General features: G+C 42.2%; 15 protein-coding genes and 2 rRNA genes. 9 read left to right on the forward strand and 8 right to left on the reverse strand.

Annotated features, from left to right (window positions below):
- The first annotated feature begins 2 nt into the window (after positions 1–2).
- The 5 genes from G626_RS0113810 to G626_RS0113830 are packed head-to-tail and all read left to right on the forward strand — an operon-like array spanning position 3 to position 3,936.
- The gene (locus G626_RS0113810; RefSeq protein WP_022933377.1) at positions 3–662 is read left to right on the forward strand and encodes an SGNH/GDSL hydrolase family protein; all 660 of its coding nucleotides are present in this window, start codon (positions 3–5) and stop codon (positions 660–662) included.
- Positions 662–1,111: a ribonuclease HI gene (rnhA, locus tag G626_RS0113815; RefSeq protein ID WP_022933378.1), complete on the forward strand. Its 450-nt coding sequence runs from the start codon at positions 662–664 to the stop codon at positions 1,109–1,111. Before G626_RS0113810 ends, rnhA begins: the two co-directional genes overlap by 1 nt.
- 60 nt (positions 1,112–1,171) lie before the next feature.
- Positions 1,172–2,023 carry a hypothetical protein gene (locus tag G626_RS0113820; protein WP_156003361.1) on the forward strand — a complete coding sequence of 284 codons (852 nt, stop codon included), beginning with the start codon at positions 1,172–1,174 and terminating at the stop codon, positions 2,021–2,023.
- Positions 2,020–3,207: a hypothetical protein gene (locus tag G626_RS0113825; protein ID WP_022933380.1), complete on the forward strand. Its 1,188-nt coding sequence runs from the start codon at positions 2,020–2,022 to the stop codon at positions 3,205–3,207. Before G626_RS0113820 ends, G626_RS0113825 begins: the two co-directional genes overlap by 4 nt.
- A 9-nt stretch (positions 3,208–3,216) precedes the next feature.
- A complete protein-coding gene (locus G626_RS0113830) occupies positions 3,217–3,936 on the forward strand; it encodes a hypothetical protein (protein ID WP_022933381.1) in 720 nt (239 codons plus the stop codon).
- On the opposite strand, the gene groL is transcribed toward G626_RS0113830, so the two are convergent.
- Positions 3,933–5,558, reverse strand: coding sequence for a chaperonin GroEL (gene groL / locus G626_RS0113835; protein WP_022933382.1), 1,626 nt, complete (start codon positions 5,556–5,558; stop codon positions 3,933–3,935). The genes G626_RS0113830 and groL overlap by 4 nt on opposite strands.
- A gap of 164 nt (positions 5,559–5,722) precedes the next feature.
- Between groL and G626_RS0113840 the strand changes: the two genes are divergently transcribed.
- Entirely contained in the window at positions 5,723–6,973 is a 1,251-nt protein-coding gene (locus G626_RS0113840) for a response regulator (RefSeq protein ID WP_022933383.1), read from the forward strand.
- Between the two features lie 2 nt (positions 6,974–6,975).
- Positions 6,976–7,860, forward strand: a complete 885-nt coding sequence (locus tag G626_RS0113845; RefSeq protein WP_022933384.1) for a histidinol-phosphatase — start codon at positions 6,976–6,978, stop codon at positions 7,858–7,860.
- 90 nt (positions 7,861–7,950) lie between these two features.
- Here the strand turns inward: G626_RS0113845 and G626_RS0113850 are convergent, their stop codons facing one another.
- Positions 7,951–8,307: a TraR/DksA family transcriptional regulator gene (locus G626_RS0113850; RefSeq protein WP_022933385.1), complete on the reverse strand. Its 357-nt coding sequence runs from the start codon at positions 8,305–8,307 to the stop codon at positions 7,951–7,953.
- A gap of 149 nt (positions 8,308–8,456) precedes the next feature.
- Here G626_RS0113850 and infA point away from each other — a divergent pair, with 149 nt between their 5' ends.
- A complete protein-coding gene (gene infA, locus G626_RS0113855; RefSeq protein WP_022933386.1) occupies positions 8,457–8,675 on the forward strand; it encodes a translation initiation factor IF-1 in 219 nt (72 codons plus the stop codon).
- Between the two features lie 223 nt (positions 8,676–8,898).
- Positions 8,899–10,131: a tyrosine--tRNA ligase gene (gene tyrS, locus G626_RS0113860; RefSeq protein WP_022933387.1), complete on the forward strand. Its 1,233-nt coding sequence runs from the start codon at positions 8,899–8,901 to the stop codon at positions 10,129–10,131.
- Positions 10,132–10,246: 115 nt separating this feature from the next.
- On the opposite strand, the gene G626_RS18370 is transcribed toward tyrS, so the two are convergent.
- From G626_RS18370 to G626_RS0113890, 6 genes are all read right to left on the reverse strand, one after another.
- Entirely contained in the window at positions 10,247–10,834 is a 588-nt protein-coding gene (locus G626_RS18370; protein ID WP_022933388.1) for a J domain-containing protein, read from the reverse strand.
- A gap of 29 nt (positions 10,835–10,863) precedes the next feature.
- Positions 10,864–13,728, reverse strand: coding sequence for a glycosyl hydrolase 115 family protein (locus tag G626_RS0113870; protein ID WP_022933389.1), 2,865 nt, complete (start codon positions 13,726–13,728; stop codon positions 10,864–10,866).
- A gap of 104 nt (positions 13,729–13,832) precedes the next feature.
- Positions 13,833–14,930, reverse strand: a complete 1,098-nt coding sequence (locus G626_RS0113875; RefSeq protein ID WP_022933390.1) for a glycosyl hydrolase family 8 — start codon at positions 14,928–14,930, stop codon at positions 13,833–13,835.
- Positions 14,931–15,112: 182 nt separating this feature from the next.
- The gene (locus G626_RS0113880; protein ID WP_022933391.1) at positions 15,113–16,519 is read right to left on the reverse strand and encodes an ATP-dependent 6-phosphofructokinase; all 1,407 of its coding nucleotides are present in this window, start codon (positions 16,517–16,519) and stop codon (positions 15,113–15,115) included.
- 465 nt (positions 16,520–16,984) lie between these two features.
- Positions 16,985–17,096, reverse strand: a 5S ribosomal RNA gene (rrf, locus tag G626_RS0113885).
- A 101-nt stretch (positions 17,097–17,197) separates the two neighbouring features.
- A 23S ribosomal RNA gene (locus tag G626_RS0113890) occupies positions 17,198–17,501 on the reverse strand; the annotation flags it as partial.

Here is a 17,501-nt window from a genome sequence, read left to right on the forward strand (position 1 = left end):
ACGTGAAATTAGTTGTATTCGGCGATTCAATTCTCAAAGGCGTTATCACAATTCCAAATTCAGACAAGCTCTTTGATGTTACAGAAAACGATTCGCTTTCACTGGCACAAAAAGAACTTGGTTTTGAACTGGATAACCGCTCAATTTACGGCAACATCACCAGCAAGGGCCTTGTAAAACTTCAGAAGTTTTTTGAAAAAGGCGGAGAAGCTGATTTTTGTATTATTGAGTTTGGCTCAAACGACTGCGACTACGACTGGGGCACTCTGGTACAGAAAGTACCTCTTGCAGAATACCTCGAAAACCTGTCTGCCATGGTAAAGCTCTGCCGCGACAATAAGGTAACCCCTCTTATGATGGGCCTTATTCCTTATGTCTGCGATGACTGGTTTAAAACAATCATAAAAGGCCAGGACCAAGTTGCTATTCTAAACTTCCTTGGTGGCACAGCAGAGACCCTGGGGAAAAATCAGCTTATCTACAAAAATGCCCAGGCAGACTTTGTTCAGAAAAACAAGGTTCAGTTCTTAGACCCATGGACTATTTTCGAAGGCCACAAAGAGTTTATGTGCTACGATGGTATCCATCCAAACGAAGAAGGCTATAAACTGCTTTCACAAGCCTGGATTAAGTTTTTATCAGAAGTAAAAAAGGAATTTTAATGAAAGAAATTACTATATACACAGATGGCGGCTGCCACGGAAATCCTGGTCCCGGTGGCTGGGCTATTGTTGTAATTGCAGACGGAGTTGCAAAGCAGCTTTCGGGCGGCGAGAAAATGACCACAAATAACCGCATGGAGCTCATGGCAGCCATTACAGCACTTACAGTTGTACATAACACCCCGGATTTTGCAGGCAGCCACGTAACCGTAAACATCGACAGCCAGTACGTTAAAAACGGAATTACCACCTGGATAAAAAGCTGGAAGGCCAAGGGCTGGAAAACTGCCGACAAAAAACCGGTAAAAAACCAGGATCTCTGGGTACAATTAGACAGCCTTAATGCCGGCCTCAATGTAACCTGGAACTGGGTAAAGGGCCACGCCGGAGTTGAATACAACGAGCTTTGTGATCAGCTTTGTCAGACAGAAATCGCAAAATTCGAATAATTTTTCAAAAAAAATCCAGAAAACTTCCTTAAATGATAAATCTCATACTATTTATATAGTATGAGATTTATTGTTAAATTACTTACCCTATGCTTTTTCGCGCTGCTTCCCCTGCTGACCGCTTGTGCCATGGCAAACAACAGTCCGGCAGAAGAAAGTATCTGCCTGACTCTGCCCTGCTGGCCGCCGGAAGATTCCTTCTCATCCAGCTACCCCAGGCTTTCCCGCTGGCAAATCTGCATCCGCGGTGGGGAAGAAGAGCAATCTTTTTACACCACAAGCCAGACTCTTACCCTCTCCGTAAAAAAGAACCGGCCTTTCTGCCTTTTAGCCCAGCCAATAACCCTTCTTTCAGATGGAAGTGAATGCGCTTTTTTTAAGCCGGCCGGTTTTCTTTACCCCTTTTCATTCAGCCGCAATCAAACAGAAAATAAAATCAGCTGGGAGCAGGGCTTTCTTGCAGATGGCATGAAAACCTTTTTTAATGAAGGGCTTTCCGAATCACTCTCCCCCGCAGATATAGAATACCTCGTAAGCTGCTTTAACTGGAGAAAAGCCCAGGAATCTATTGATAAAAAAATCTCTGAAAGCGAAAAATATTTTTATAATCCCTGGCTGCTTTCTAAATCAAAAATTCTTGAAGGAATTTCTGCCCTTTCTTTTAAGGCGGGAATGCTATCTCTTTCCGGCGCAAATCCAATGGATGCAGCAACTCTGCCTTCTGGACTCTTTTTTTCCACCTTTATTCCTGAAAATCAATTTTTCGCACAAAAGAATCAGTTTACGGTATTAAAAAATACACCTCTTTTAATTGGAGACGGGAAAAAATACGGCATATTCATTACCTGGAAATCTTCAAAAAATATATCACTTGAGTTTATTTTTCTTCCGATATACATTGAAGATATATGAAAATTTTTAAACAGGCCCTAATACTTTTTCTCTCTTTTACTTTAGTCCTATTTTGCAGCTGTAAAAAAAAGCAGGAACAGATACCTGTTCAAAATGCCATTGCCGTTGAAATTACAAAAGCAAATCATGCCTGGTATTATTTTTCAAATACTAATTATCATCTTGTTGACCGTCCACAGAACACTCCTGTTCAGGCTGAAAAACCTTGGACAGAAAGCATTCGTATTTCATCTGCAAATAATGAGGCCTGTACTCAAAATTCAGACTCAAAGGCCTTTGCTGTTGTAAACCGGCTGGGCATTCTTTCTTTTAATGATGATGTAATTTCTCTTTCACCTGACACCAGCCTTTTTACAGACAGAACTGCCGGAAACCTTGTATTTCTTAATAATGTTCCGGTTTTCTCTGTTTATAAGAGTGCCTTTTTTAATGATACAATTCTGGCTCCAGATTATAAGGCCGACAAATCTGCTCATCTTTTTCTTCTTCAATTTGATTCAACTGCAAAAATCTCTTACCCTGTAATTAACTGCAATAATATTACAGACAAAAGTAATTCAGAAATAACTGATTTTTACTGGAACGGCCTTGAATGGTGCTGCAGCATCAAGACAATTTCTGATACCAGAAACGAATTCTCCTATGTCCGCTTTAAGCCTCTTAATCCTCTTCTTTCGCTTTCACCTTCTACTGCAGACAATAAACTTGAAATTACAGAATGCGATGCAGATTTTTTCAGAAACTGCCGCGTTCACTATAACTATTCCGACTCGCCTGACAGAATTAAAAAGCTTCTTGCAGGTTTTGATACAAAGCTTCCTTTTATTATCGAAGTAAAAAATGCAGGCGGTTCTTCTCCCCGTATTTTTGAAAACAACATTTCCGGCAGCACAGAAAAAGAATTAAACGCAAAGGCCATTCTTTCTGCAAGCTGGTCTGCAGCTCTTTTTGAAGACGGAACCCTCTTCCTTGAAGGAGCTCTTCCGGGTAAACATATTTTACGAAGCGGTAAGCCTGTTGCTATAAGGCTGCCAAAGCTGCCTGTAGGTTTTGTATATTCTGATTTTGTAATTTCCGGCACAACTCTTTATGCCGCCTGGGAAGAATCTTCATTCTATAAAACTGGTCGTGCAGGATTTCTTCAGGTTAATCTTGAACGTACTCTTTACAGCAGAATGATATAGGGGCTGCCGGTGAAAAAACTATTTCTGATTTTTGCAACATTTTTTTTCCTCATGCCGCTTTTTTGTCAGGGAGAAGATATTGAAGCTGCTGAATCTGAAGAGTTCCTTACTGAAAGTTCTGATGAAGAAACATCAAAGGCTCATTACACTGCAGACTTTATCCTGCAGTTTGAACCTGGAGTTTACATTAATACTGAAAGCGTTCTTGTAAGCGCTCCTTCACCAATTGTTTATCCTATTTCTGTCGGATTTATCTGGCCGAATTCTACAGTTCTTTCGGTTCAACCGACCATCAGTTTCTTTATGATGCAGCACCTCTATTACGAAGACAGAGCTCTGCCTGCAGAAATTGAAAACCGTACAAGCACTACACTTTCATTTCTTCTTAATATTCCTGCTGTTTATTCTATATTTCTGGAAAAAAGCCGTTTTCAGATTACTGCAGGTCTGGGAATTTTCATGCGCTTTGGAATCCGCGCCCATGGAGTAAAAGATTCTGATTCGGGCTGGTCTGGCTCTGCCGGAGAAGATGTAAGTTTGATTAATGATTATTTCTGGAAACAACCACGCTGGTTTTATTTAACTGCCGGTGGAAGCTGGTTATATGATTTGACCCCGCAGCTGCGTGCAGGGCCTGTAATAAACATCAGCATACCTGTAGGCGGCCTTATTGTTGACCACGATGTACAAGGTATGCTGATATCTTTAGGTATTAAGATTTGCCGTTAATACATCATTGATGGATCAGCTGCAGGTGCAGCTGGTGCCTTTGGTTCTGGGATGTCTGTAATTGCACATTCTGTTGTGAGGAGAGTTCCTGCAACAGATGCAGCGTTCTTCAAAGCAGAACATGTTACCTTAGCTGGGTCGATAATTCCGGCCTCAAGCATATTTACCCATTCACCAGTGCGGGCATTGTAACCAATTCCCTTCTTTTCTGATTTAGCGCGTTCAGCAATTACGCTTCCGTCAAGACCTGCATTTTCTGCAATCTGGCGCATTGGCTCTTCGAGAGCGCGGCGTACAATCTTAAATCCAACCTTTTCATCTTCTGTAAGGTCAGCAGGGATTTCGTTCAAAGCCTTTGAAGCTTCGATGAGGGCAAGTCCACCACCAGAAACGATACCTTCTTCAAGAGCGGCACGTGTAGCAGCAATTGTATCTTCTACGCGGAACTTCATTTCCTTCATTTCTGTTTCTGTGTTAGCACCAACGTTGATTACAGCAACACCACCAGCGAGCTTAGCAAGTCTCTTCTGCAGCTGTTCCTTGTCGTAGCTTGATGTAGACTTTTCAATAGCATTCTTGATTTCTGCAACACGGTCTTTGATAGCCTTAGAAGCTCCGGCACCACCAACGATTGTTGTGTTGTCCTTGTCAATCTTAATAGACTTAGCCTTACCAAGAACTTCTGTTCCGCAAGTTTCAAGTTTAAGTCCAACTTCTTCAGAAACTACAGTAGCTCCAGTCAAAATAGCGATATCCTGGAGCATATCCTTACGTCTGTCACCAAAGCCTGGAGCCTTAACAGCACAAACCTTGATTGTTCCACGGATTGTATTCAAAACGAGAGTTGTAAGAGCTTCACCTTCAACATCTTCACAGATGATTACCAGAGCCTTACCAGCGTTTGCTACCTTCTCAAGAATTGGGAGAAGATCCTTCATTGCAGAAATCTTCTTGTCATAAATCAAAACGTAAGCGTCATCAAAATCAGCTTCCATGCGCTCGCGGTCTGTTACAAAGTAAGAAGAAATATAGCCGCGGTCAAACTGCATACCTTCAACTGTATCAACAGTCATTTCCATGTTCTTTGATTCTTCTACAGTGATAACACCGTCTTTTCCTACCTTTTCGATAGCATCAGCAAGCATCTTACCAATTTCTGGGTCGTTGTTTGCAGAAATTGTAGCGATGTTTGTAATATCATCAGCGCCCTTTACAGGCTTTGCATTCTTTTTGATTTCTTCAACGGCAAGCTTAACAGCCTTATCCATACCGCGTTTAATTTCGATTGGTCTCATACCAGCGGCTACAGATTTAATTCCTTCGCGAACAAGTGCGTAAGAAAGTACAGTTGCAGTAGTTGTACCATCACCGGCATCATCGTTAGTTTTGCTTGCTACTTCGCGTACAAACTGAGCTCCCATGTTCTCATAAGGATCCTGGAGTTCAATTTCCTTAGCAACAGAAACACCGTCCTTTGTAATTACTGGTGAACCGTATTTCTTATCCATCATAACCATACGTCCACAAGGACCAAGTGTTGTTTTTACAGCCTTTGAAATCTGCTCAACGCCGCTCAAAAGCTTTTTTCTAGCATCTTCACTAAACAATAACTGTTTTGCCATTTTTTATACCTCGAAAAAATAAATTACAATGTCATCCCTCAATGTCATCCTGAACTTGTTTCAGGATCCATCTCAGAATCTTATTTAAAAGATATAAAAAAATCAGCCAATCGGCAAGAAAAATCGTTCTTTTCTATTACACAAAACTATGTTATTATATAGGAATGAAAAAGGTATTGATTGCAGATAGTCATCCGCTATTTCGAGACTTTCTTAAGCAGAAATTGTCTGAAGATCAGATTGAGGTCATTACAACTCAGGAAAACCGTGATATTTACACCAAGGTTATCACATCTCTTCCAAATCTTATCATTCTTGATATGGAAGAAGATAATACAATGGAAATGGAATTCCTGGAAAAAAAGCGCACTGATACTAACTGTGCTGATATACCTGTAATCATTACCGGACCAAAGCAGGACCGTTCCAATATTGCAGCCTATGCAAAATACGGCGTAATCAAATACTTTGAAAAGCCTATTCAGTTCGATATGTTCTTTAAATCTATCGGACTCGTTGTTCGTGTGCCTCTTTCAATGGATACAACTCCCTGCATCCTCGACCTTCACCGCAACAACAATATCATCTTTATTGAGCTTGCTCTTGGTCTAAACCGTGAAAAAATTGCCCTGCTTCAGTTTAAGCTTTCAGAAATGATTGAGCGTGAAAAACTCGACAACCCTAAGGTTGTAATCATGCTCACAAACCTGGAACTTACCTTTGTAGACGGCTACAACCTGGAATTCCTTATAGACAATGTTCTTGCCTGTCCTAAAATTCACGCTAAAAACGTTAAAATTCTTTCATTGAGTAATTTTGTACGTGAAATGATTAACGGTCATTCAAACTACTCGGGAATTGAAATGTCTTCAAATCTATCCCGGGTTCTCAACGACCTTGTAGACACATCAGTTACTTCCGACATCTCAGACCTTATTACAAACCGCTTCCTTACACCATCCTATGAGGCAGAAGATACAGCTTCGATTGCAACCCGCTTTTCTTCTGATGGTCTTGAAGATTCTGAAGTTCCAAAGAAAACAGGAACCGTACTTACAATTGCCATTATTGACAGCGATGAACAGAGTATGGAGCTCACAAAGAATTATTTTGAACAGGCCGGTGCAACCTGTCACACATTTACAAAGGGACAGGAATTCCTTAATGCCTATGAAGACGGTAAATTCGACCTTATAATTCTAGACGTTCTTCTCAGTGATCAGACAGGTCTTTCACTGCTTCAGAGAATGCACAGCATGCCTCATACTCCACCTGTTGTGGTTTACACCCAGAGTCTGCAAAAAGATGTTATCGTAAAGGTTTTAAGTGCCGGTGCCGCAAGTTTCCTTGTAAAACCGCAGAAACCAAATGTTCTCATTCAGAAATGTCTTTCCATTCTTAAGGTTAAGGAATAAAAATGTCTGCCAGAAAATGTAATTTTCATACTCATAGTCAATTCTGCGATGGTAAAAACACTGCAGAAGAAATGGTTTTATCTGCCATCGAAAAAGGCTTCGATGTTTTGGGCTTCTCAAGCCACTGCCTGCATCCTCTGAATCCGGAATTCTACAAGCCTTTTGACCATCTCTGGCATATTGCTTCTGACAATATAAAGGCCTATGCAGAAGAAATCCATCGTCTTAAGGAAAAATACGCTGATAAAATCAACATTTACCTTGGATTTGAGGCTGATTATTTTGATTCGGCTGATTACGGCACTGCAATTCCTTCCAAAGAAAATTACGAAGAATTCTCCCCAGACTATCTGATTGGAGCTGTTCATTTTATCAACACCGACAAGGGCTTTTACACGGTAGACCATAAACCCGAAATTGTAAAAGAAAATCTTATCCGTCTATATTCAAAAGCAAATGGAGAAATTGACGGACGAGCTGCAGTATGTGATTATTTTGCTGCAGAACGTCAAATGCTTAAAAAGGGTAATTTTGATATTATCGCTCACTGTGATTTAATAAAGCTTAGAAACGGTCCTTTGAACTTTTTTAATCCTGAAGAAAGCTGGTACAAGGATGAAATTAAAGCAACTGCCCTGGAAATTGCAAAGTCTGGTGTAATTGCAGAAATCAATACCGGAGCAATTGGCCGTGGTATTATGGATGATACCTATCCTTCTCAGTATTTTCTGGAACTTCTTTATGAGCTTGGTGTTCCTGTCTGCATTAATTCTGATGCCCACACCACCGCTATGCTCGACGGTGCCTTTGACCGCGCCGCAGCTCAGGCAAAAAAAACAGGATACACCGAACTGGTATATCCTGGAAATATTATCGTACAATTGTAAAAACAAAAGTCATGCTGATTCTGAAACAAGTTCAGAATGACATTTCAGCATCTTTTTGATAGACCCTGAAACAAGTTCAGGGTGACGACATTAGCGGTTCTTTCTCTCCTGGGCACTTGCACAGGTAATGCACATAAGTGCATAAGGAAGAACCTCAAGTCGTTCCTGAGGAATTTCTTTTCCACATTTTACACAGCGGCCATAAGTTCCCTGATTAATTCGGTCCAGTGCGCTGTCTATCTGCTGAAGTCTGTTTGCATCCTGAGTTCCAAGTGCTGTTAAGAGGGTTCTATCTATTACATCTGCAGCCACATCAGCTTCATCTCCTGATTCAACTGTTTTAATAAGGCCACGCATATCTTCGCTCTGATCTGCCAGAGAGGCTAAGAGGGTTTTTCTCTGCTCAAGCAGATATTCTTTCATTTTTTTAAGAAATTCTTTATTCAATTTTATAATCCTCCCAAAACGATTTTTTACTTGTGTTGTCAAATCGTGGTGTTTTGTATATAATAACTAATATAAATGTAAATTAGCAAAAAGACAAATTCTTTTTTGCAATTTTTCGAAAATTTATTTTTTGATTTTTAAGGATAACTATGGCAAAAGAAGAAGCTATTGAAGTACAGGGTATTGTAAAAGAAGCCCTTCCTAACACAACCTTCCGCGTAGAACTCGAAGGCGGACACATTATTCTCGCTCACCTTTCCGGAAAAATGAGAAAACACTACATCAGAATCGTTCCTGGTGACAGCGTTAAAGTTGAACTTTCACCTTATGATTTGAACAAGGGACGCATCGTATTCCGCGAGCGCTAATTTTTTAGGAAAAAGCATTATGAAACACACAGTCCGTTGGGCACAGAAAATCAATTCCTCTACGTTGGCTTACCTTTATTATAGCTTAGATTCTCTCTGTTCTTACGGAAAACGCAAGTAGTTTGCGCTGTGTTACTAAATGGTAATTACAAGGCTTTCCGTAACAGGAAAGCCTTTTTTATTGCAGGTTGAAAATATAAAATTGATATAGGAGAAAAACAACATGACACTCTTTGAAGATTTGAAATGGCGCGGACTCATTAAAGACGTTGCCGGCGAAGAAGCTGATTTACAGAAGGTTCTGGACGGAGCACCATTCGCTTTTTACTGGGGAACAGACCCTACAGCAGATTCTCTTCACCTGGGCCACTACTCTTCTCTTTGTATGGCAAAACGCCTTGCAAATGCAGGCCATCATCCGGTTCTTTTGTGTGGTGGTGCAACAGGACGCATTGGAGACCCACGCCCAACTGCAGAACGCGAAATTATTTCAGAAGAAGCTGTAAACAAGAACATTGGCGGAATCCGAAATCAGATTAAGCGCCTTGTTCCAAGTGCAGAACTCGTAGACAACTACGACTGGTGGAAAGACCGTTCCTTCCTCGACACCCTGCGCGACATTGGTAAATACATCAGCCTTAACTACATGCTGGACAAGGATATTATCCGCCGCCGTCTTGAAACTGGTATTACTTTTGCAGAGTTCTCATACATGCTCCTTCAGGGCTTTGACTTTGTTCACCTCTTCCAGGAAAAGAAATGTATCATGCAGGTTGCAGGTTCAGACCAGTGGGGTAACATCACAACCGGTGTAGACCTTATCCGCAAAATGCTAGACGGACAGGCTTATGCTTTTACAATGCCTCTTATTCTTGATGCAACAGGTAAGAAGTTTGGTAAGTCCGAAGGAAATGCTCTCTGGCTGGACAAAGACAAGACATCTCCATACGCAATCTACCAGTACCTTATCAATGCAGATGATTCTCTGGTTCTTGACTACCTCAAGGTATTCACCTTCCTTACAAAAGAGCAGATTGAAGATGTTTACGCTCAGCAGCAGGCTGCTCCTGAAACACGTATTGCACAGAAAACTCTTGCCTGGGAAGTTGTTAAAGACCTCCACGGAAAAGAAGAAGCTGATAATGCCGTTATGGTTTCTGAAAAGCTCTTTAAAGGCGAATTCAAAGGCCTTTCTGTAAATGATATTCTCATGGGACTTAAGGGAGTTCCTAACTTCCAGTTTAAGGAAGAGCTTCCTCTCGTTGATGTACTCGTAAACAACGGTATGGCTAGTTCTAAGCGTGAAGCACGTGAGTTCATCAAAAATAACGCAATCTCAATCAACGGTGAAACTGTAAACGATGAGACAAAGGTTATTACTAAGGACATGGCGCTTGAAGGTAAAATAATTATCTTCCGCCGTGGTAAGAAGAAGTATTATATTGGAATAATATAATCAAATTTTTATACGACGTGGTTTCGATACAGTTGCTTCGCAACCACTCAACCACCAGTCTTATGATATCAACGGTGGTTGAGTAGGCCAAAGGCCGTATCGAAACCACCCTACTTTATGCCCTTTTAAATAATCCCTTCAGCGCTCTAACAACTCCACTTACACCATTCACAATTACTCCGATACAGATAATCGGACCGAAGGGAATAATAAACCAGGAGAATCTGAAAAACATCATACCCACCATGGTCTGCAGAGCCTTGAGGACTAAGGTTGAAAAATAGGAACCGCGGGTCTGTGGTTCTTCTTCCTGATTATAATGATACTGCGAATAATTATTGTATGAATTCTGAGTCTGCTGATTTCTTGAACGGAACTGAGGACCATTAAACCATTCCCAGAAATTTTCTTCACCAAAAGGATTTGAATAAGTATACTGATACTGTCTCTGGTACTGCTGCTGAGTCTGACTGCCGGCTGTAGAGTAAGAGCTTGAATAACTGCCCATATCATACTGTCTGCGCTTAGCTTCATCACCAAGCACATCATAAGCGGCACTTATCTGTTTAAACTTCTCTTCAGCCTCGGGATTGCCCTGATTTCTATCAGGGTGATACTTGAAAGCAAGCGTTCTATAGGCCTTTTTAATTTCATCTGCAGTAGCAGTTTTTGGCACGCCAAGTATATCGTAATAGTTGCTCATATCTATAAAATAATGAATTTACAGCGGGGTTACAAGAAAAAAGTTTCCGGAGCACCGAGATAAGATTTCGGCATAGGCTTATTGGCCTCATGAATAACGATTTTTTCAAGCACAATATTTGGAGTTACCGGTCTCAGTTTTACAGAGTTCAAGCCAGCATGACAGTCTGCATAAACAGTTGCAATACGGATATTATTCGGAATATCTTCGCCCCATGGGAACTGATTATCACCAACTGCAAACTTTTCAGGATCAACTGCATCCTTCAAAATCTTTTCTCCGTTTACTTCTGCAACAAACTGAAGCTTGTTATCCTTATAAGCCGGATTTGAAGGATTAATATAGAAGTCAAAAGCCATTACACCGCCGGTCTTTTCAACAAAATCCTCAGATAAAGCAAAAGCATATTCTACAAAAGGAGCATTCTCATCAGCTGGAGCAAAACTTCTTGTAGTAGCCGCAGCCTTTACAGCACCCAGAGTCTTTCCGTAGCCAGGCAGGAGGTCAAAACCGCTTGAACGAACAAAATGCGGAGCTTCAATACTTACATAGTTTGTAGTCTGAACAAAAGTTCCGGCCGGGAAGTTTGTATCTGGAATTGATGCATCAATATGAACCTTTACAAGGATTTTTGCTCCATGACCATCATCACCTTCAATTTTCAAAATTGCAGTTTTGTCGCTGGCTTTAGCAAACTTTTCGCGGTCAATCTTAAGACGGATTGTATCAAGTCCAGAAGTTCCATCTGCCGTCAATCCTTCCAGGTCCTTTATTAAAGCAAAACAAAGCCATTCTGCTTCTACACTTGAAGTAAGAGTACAGCCCTTTTCGCTGCTTACGGCCATTTTTACACAGGCTTCCTCTACATCAGGATTTTTGAAAGCATCAAGATACAAATCGCGTACAGTCCAGTCCTGGCCTGTTGTAACAAAATCTGTTCCATCTACCCATACAACAACCCGATTTTTTCTTGTAGGTTCAACATATTGATAAACCGGATACTGATTGTAGGCTTCACACCAGTTTCTGAATCCAAAATGCTCAGACCAGGCCATGCCAAAGAAGCGTCCATTTCCAACCTTATCACATTCATCAACAAGTTCTTTATCAAAAAGACAGCACTGGTGAACCTTTTCTGCATATACATTTGCAACCAAAGCATTGTGTTGTGCGAACCACTGATTCTTTCCGCTGTAAAGCTGCATAAGCTCTACATTCATTGTTCCAACCACCGGCAGATAAACCTGGCTGAAGAAGCCTGCATCCTGTTCTGCCGGAACTGACTTACGTAATTCCACAGTTCGCTCAATAAGATGCTTAGCACGGTTTATAATATAATCAGCTTCACCAAAATTTACCGGATGGAAGGTTGTCGGCTTAAGGGCTTCTGTACGGCACATGCTGGTAATTTTATTTGATTCGTAAACAATGTCAGAAATCTCCTGAAGCTGCTCTGCCGTAAAGTATGGGAACTGGTCAGCAAACCAGGCGTCGCTATAAGCCTTAGTATCAGAATTATATTTTTCGTAATCGTAAGCAAGATTGAGGAAGTAAGAAAGAGGGAACTCATTTGTAAGAATATCACCTACATTTACAATCCAGAGGTCGCGGATTCCAAACTCGTAGGCGGCAGACATCTGCTCGCGGGCCTTAGGCAGATAGTTTGTATTAAGCCACTCGTAGCTGTAAGGCCATCCATGGTAATCAAAATGATAATACATACCATAGCCGCCCTTGTGATTTCTCATAGCTTCTGTAGGCACTGTACGAAGGTTTCCGTGGTTATCGTCACAGAGCATGAGGGTTACACCGTCAAGTTCAGGGTCGCCCATCAAGCCCTTAGTGTGCTTGTCGCCGTAGAAATATGGCTCAACCTCTTTATAAAGGGCCAGCATGCGTGGAACCTTGTCCAGGTCCTCATTTACATTTTCGCGGATAAGGCGGTTCTGAGTTTTAAGAACATCTCTCAACAAATTAATGTTGTCTGCAAGTGTAGCGTTCTGCATAATTGCAGTATCAGCCTCACCTCGCATACCAACAGTAATTACATTTTCAAACTTGCCGTTACGTTTTAAGCCGTCTTCCCAGAACTTTGTAATACCCTCACGGTTTTTCCAGAAGTTCCAGGCATCACCGTAAACAGAACCAGGGCCGCGGACATAGCGGTATTCCTCTCCGTTACGGCAGCATGGTTCGTGGTGGCTGGCTCCCATAACTACGCCAAGCTCGTCAGCAAGCTCTGCATTTGCAAGGCCAGGGCCGTCCAGGCTGAACTGTGCAGACCACATTGCAGGCCAGAGATAGTTTCCCTTGAGGCGGAGAAGGAGCTCAAAAACGTGCTCGTACATTTTAGCATTAAAGCCGCCAAAATTGTGGGTAGTAAAGTTGCCGTAAGCAGGCCATTCATCGTTTATGAAAAATCCGCGGAAACGAACAGAAGGCTCTTTACTTACAGTTACACCTTCTTCAAGTTCAACTACCTCGCGGCGGGCCGGTAAAACTCCGCACCAGTCAACAAGAGGAGAAACTCCCATAAGTTCGGAAAGATGGAAAAGTCCGTATATTGTACCGCGCTTGTCGCTTCCAATAATGATGATTTTGTCTGAGCGGACAGCGAAGATGTAGCATTCGCGCTTGTTGGTGATTTTTGAAAGTTCAGCAGAAAGTCCATTATCTGAAGCCAGTTTTTCTGCGAGAGGCGCCTGCCCCAGAGTTGCAAAAAGAACTGACTCTGCCTCGGTGCTTGAATAAGCCGAAGGCTGTATCGAAAGCACCTTCGGTTTCTTTCCAGTCACCCTCTCCACATCAAGACATACCTTATCAGCAATTTTCTTTACACCAGAAAACTCATTTTCATCACAAACAAAAGCATTCTTTCCATCAATTTTGAACATATTTACCTCAATAAACAAAACGGTGGTTTCGATACACGCACTTCGTGCGCACTCAACCACCGTAAATATCAAAAACCATTTATATTATAGCACACAGTTACACACTAGTATACGACATAATGACCACTTAAAGCTAAAACTGCGAAAAAGTAGAGACAATTGTCGTAGTAGCGGCGGCGGCCGGTGCGCATCGGAGTATCCCAGAAGCGCTTTACAGCACGTTCTGCAGCGGCACGAGCCTCTCTGTCATCAAGCTTAACCGCCGCCGCAGCCTCGGCCACAGTAGCTATGAGCCCGATTGGGTGCCTTGCATTTTTCTTCAATTCCGTACCGTCAATCATATAATCCTTAAGATCATCAGCTTCCTTACCATCAAAAAAGTTTATGATATTTGTAGCTATTTTCGACAGGCTGGCATTTCCGCCAAACCAGAGGGCATCAAGACCAATGTTGGCAGCAACACGATAAGAATCACTAAAGAAAGTTCCATGATATTTAGGAGGAAGAGGAGTTCCATCATCATTTGCATATTCAGATGCAAGACCAGTTTCCGGATGACATGCCTTTACGAGATACTTACGGCTGGCCTTAGCAGCAGCCTTCCAGTATTCCTTGTCACATGGGTCTGCATATTCAGCAAAGAGCTCATAAAAATGCGGCAGATGATAAGAAGGATCAGTGAAAGGACAGTTAGGTACAAAACGAATATGGTGATTTTCTTCAAACCACATCTTATTTTCACTATGAATTGCAACTCTAAGAATCTCTCGTCCCTGCTCAGTATAATTGAAGATTCCCTCTCCATTACCCCAGCGTCGGGCAGCAAAGAAGAGAGCCATTGCAAAGTATTCCTCACCATCAGGAGCAGGACCATCAGCATTCTTACTTCCATCAGGCTTGTTAGACCAGCAGAAATATCCCGCGTTAGGACCGCTTTCCATAAACATATTTTTCTTAGACCACTTCCAGATGCGGTCAAAAATATCCTTTCGGTTCATCTGAAGGGCCATCATCATACCATAGGACATGCCCTCAGTACGTGCATCATCATTACCGGTGTCTTCCATATAGCCGGTATTATCTTCTGCTTCAAAATAAAAATGATTCGGATTTTTCTGATCGAAAATATTATTCCAGCACTCAATCACACGGTTTTCGATATCAAATTTCGAATAACCAAACTCTTCCAATATACTTTTCATAGTATCAGAATAATCCCACTATCTTATTCCGTCCATAAAAGAAAAACCCTAAATAAATAGGAAAACACAAAAAAAATACCTGTGGAACACACTTTAAGTTATGCTGCAATTGGCCTGACCAATTGTCAGCATAAGCTTAACCGCGTGGGCCGCAGGTATTTTTTTTATATCTGTTTGTTTATCTATTTAGACTTTTTCTGCTCACTAGGCTTGCTCTTAGCACCGGCAACAGCCGCAGCCATTTTTTCCTGAGCCTTAGCCATATCATTTACCATAAGAATTGGCTGACCAGTAGCATCCAGAGTATCACGCCAGAGTGAACCTTCAGGATCAACAGCGTTACGATGAGCAGTTACAGCCTTGATTGGAAGGTGAACGAACTTGTCGTGAACAAGACCAATTACACACTTTGTTTTTCCGGCCATAGCAGCATGAACTGCATTATTACCAAGGCGCTCACAGTAAATAGAGTCACTTGCAGTAGTAACGCTTGCACGAACCTGATATGAAGGATCAATATATTTAAGGTTGATTTCGATATTCTTAGCCTTGAAGTACTTTTCAATCTCGCTCTTAAGGAATACACCAATATCAGAAAGCTTTTTGTTTCCAGAAGCGTCAGTTGCACCAGTAGCCTGAAGAAGATCCTGACCAGCACCTTCTGAAACTACGATTACGGCGTGTCCACGTTTTGCAAGACGGCGCTCGAGGCAGGCAAGGAAGCCATGCTCACCTTCCATTTCGAAAGGAACTTCAGGAATAAGACAGAAGTTTGTCTCGTGGCTAGAGAGAGCTGCTGCAGCGGCAATAAAACCAGCTTCGCGGCCCATAAGTTTTACAAGACCAATACCATTAATCTGGCTTGCTGCTTCCATGTGAACAGCGGCAACAGTTTCCTTAGCGCGCTGAACAGCAGTCTCAAAACCAAAGGAGCGGTCAATAAACATAAGGTCATTATCTACAGTCTTTGGTACACCTACAACGGCGCATTTAAGACCGCGCTTTTCAACTTCGCAGGCAATATCATAAGAACCGCGCTGAGTACCGTCACCACCAAGAATAAAGAGCATGTTGATTCCATCGCGCTCAAGGCAGTCTACGATTTCTTCAACGCGCTGTCCGCCACCACGGCTTGTTCCGAGGTAAGTACCACCAATCTTGTGGATTTCATCAATAAGATAGCGGTCAAGCTCAATTGGTTCATATCCGCTTTCAGCAAAGAATCCGCGGAAACCATACTGGTAACCCTTAATTGTTTTTACACCATAGCGGGTATTAAGACAGCGTACAATTGCACGGATAACATCATTCAAACCAGGGCAAAGACCACCACAGGTACAAATACCAGCCTTAGCGTGAGTTGGGTCAAAATAAATCTTCTCACGAGGACCAGCCTTTTCCATAAGATTTGAAGAATCAAGAACAACGCCTTTCTTTACGTCAAAAACATTTACGTTTGCAAGCACATAAGAATCATCGCTTACATAGTTTGCAGTATAATCTCCGTGAACTGTAGAAAGCTTAATCGGAGACGGAATAGTACAAGGTCCCAAGTTGTCTATAGTAAAATCAAATTTTTCTTCTGCCATAATACACCTCAAAAAATAGATATAATAGAATATAATGAAAACGTTTTTTATACAATAGGTATTATGGGCGCTGCATCATCTTCCAAGGTCGCGTTCCGGGGCTCGCTGTTCGCTCGGCCTCCTCGGCTCCGCCTGCGGTGGCTGCCTTCGGCACCCCTCCATGCTTGGCGCGCATTATCGGCTTATAATTCGGCAGCGGGAAGCATAGCTTCCCACCCCCATTAGTCGGATGAGCCTAACGAACGCTCCACTGGAGCGTCCGTTTTAACGGCTCTCCGATTTAGGGTCTACTTTCTCCGTTCGGTCGCAGGCTCCCTCACTACCGAGTTTTGCTGCGCTATGCGCATCAAAACTCGCGGTTACAATCCCGAAGTCTCAATTCACCTATGGCTCATAAACTCTTAAAAGTGTTCGGTCCGTCCCGGGAAGATTTCTCGAAACATTATTATTGCTGTTAAATAAAAAAGCTAGCAGCTACCTACTTTCCCGGGACGGACCCAGTATCATCGGCGTAAGAGAGCTTGACTTCCGTGTTCGGAATGGGAACGGGTATTACCTCTCCACTATGGCCACTAGCATTTAATACAAAGTAAAACGAAGTGCGTAAGCTGCACGAAGCAGGCACGCAGGACGGATATTTAAGAAGATGTCTTGTTTCTTATGAACGGAAACGATGATATGGCCAAGTCTCACGACTTATTAGTAATGCTCGGCTGAACGCCTCACGACGCTTACACCTGCATCCTATCAACCTGGTAGTCTCCCAGGAGTCTTCAGGGAACTTAAAGTTCCAGGGAAGTCTAATCTTGAGGTGGGCTTCCCGCTTAGATGCTTTCAGCGGTTATCCCTTCCGGACTTAGATACCCAGCACTTACCCTTGGCAGGATAACTGGTAAACCAGAGGTTCGTCCACTTCGGTCCTCTCGTACTAAAAGCAGCTCCTCTCAAACTTCCATCGCCCATAACAGATAGGGACCGAACT

It is taken from the genome of Treponema bryantii NK4A124, from assembly GCF_000421345.1.
GTDB lineage: Bacteria > Spirochaetota > Spirochaetia > Treponematales > Treponemataceae > Treponema_D > Treponema_D bryantii_B.

Bases quoted from the DNA above. Each gene is read 5' to 3' on its own strand.
- G626_RS0113840 (WP_022933383.1), top strand. From the start codon at position 5,723: ATGAAAAAGGTATTGATTGCAGATAGTCATCCGCTATTTCGAGACTTT.
- G626_RS0113875 (WP_022933390.1), bottom strand. From the start codon at position 14,930: ATGAAAAGTATATTGGAAGAGTTTGGTTATTCGAAATTTGATATCGAA.
- tyrS (WP_022933387.1), top strand. From the start codon at position 8,899: ATGACACTCTTTGAAGATTTGAAATGGCGCGGACTCATTAAAGACGTT.
- G626_RS0113870 (WP_022933389.1), bottom strand. From the start codon at position 13,728: ATGTTCAAAATTGATGGAAAGAATGCTTTTGTTTGTGATGAAAATGAG.
- groL (WP_022933382.1), bottom strand. From the start codon at position 5,558: ATGGCAAAACAGTTATTGTTTAGTGAAGATGCTAGAAAAAAGCTTTTG.
- G626_RS0113845 (WP_022933384.1), top strand. From the start codon at position 6,976: ATGTCTGCCAGAAAATGTAATTTTCATACTCATAGTCAATTCTGCGAT.
- G626_RS18370 (WP_022933388.1), bottom strand. From the start codon at position 10,834: ATGAGCAACTATTACGATATACTTGGCGTGCCAAAAACTGCTACTGCA.
- rnhA (WP_022933378.1), top strand. From the start codon at position 662: ATGAAAGAAATTACTATATACACAGATGGCGGCTGCCACGGAAATCCT.
- G626_RS0113880 (WP_022933391.1), bottom strand. From the start codon at position 16,519: ATGGCAGAAGAAAAATTTGATTTTACTATAGACAACTTGGGACCTTGT.
- infA (WP_022933386.1), top strand. From the start codon at position 8,457: ATGGCAAAAGAAGAAGCTATTGAAGTACAGGGTATTGTAAAAGAAGCC.
- G626_RS0113820 (WP_156003361.1), top strand. From the start codon at position 1,172: ATGAGATTTATTGTTAAATTACTTACCCTATGCTTTTTCGCGCTGCTT.
- G626_RS0113825 (WP_022933380.1), top strand. From the start codon at position 2,020: ATGAAAATTTTTAAACAGGCCCTAATACTTTTTCTCTCTTTTACTTTA.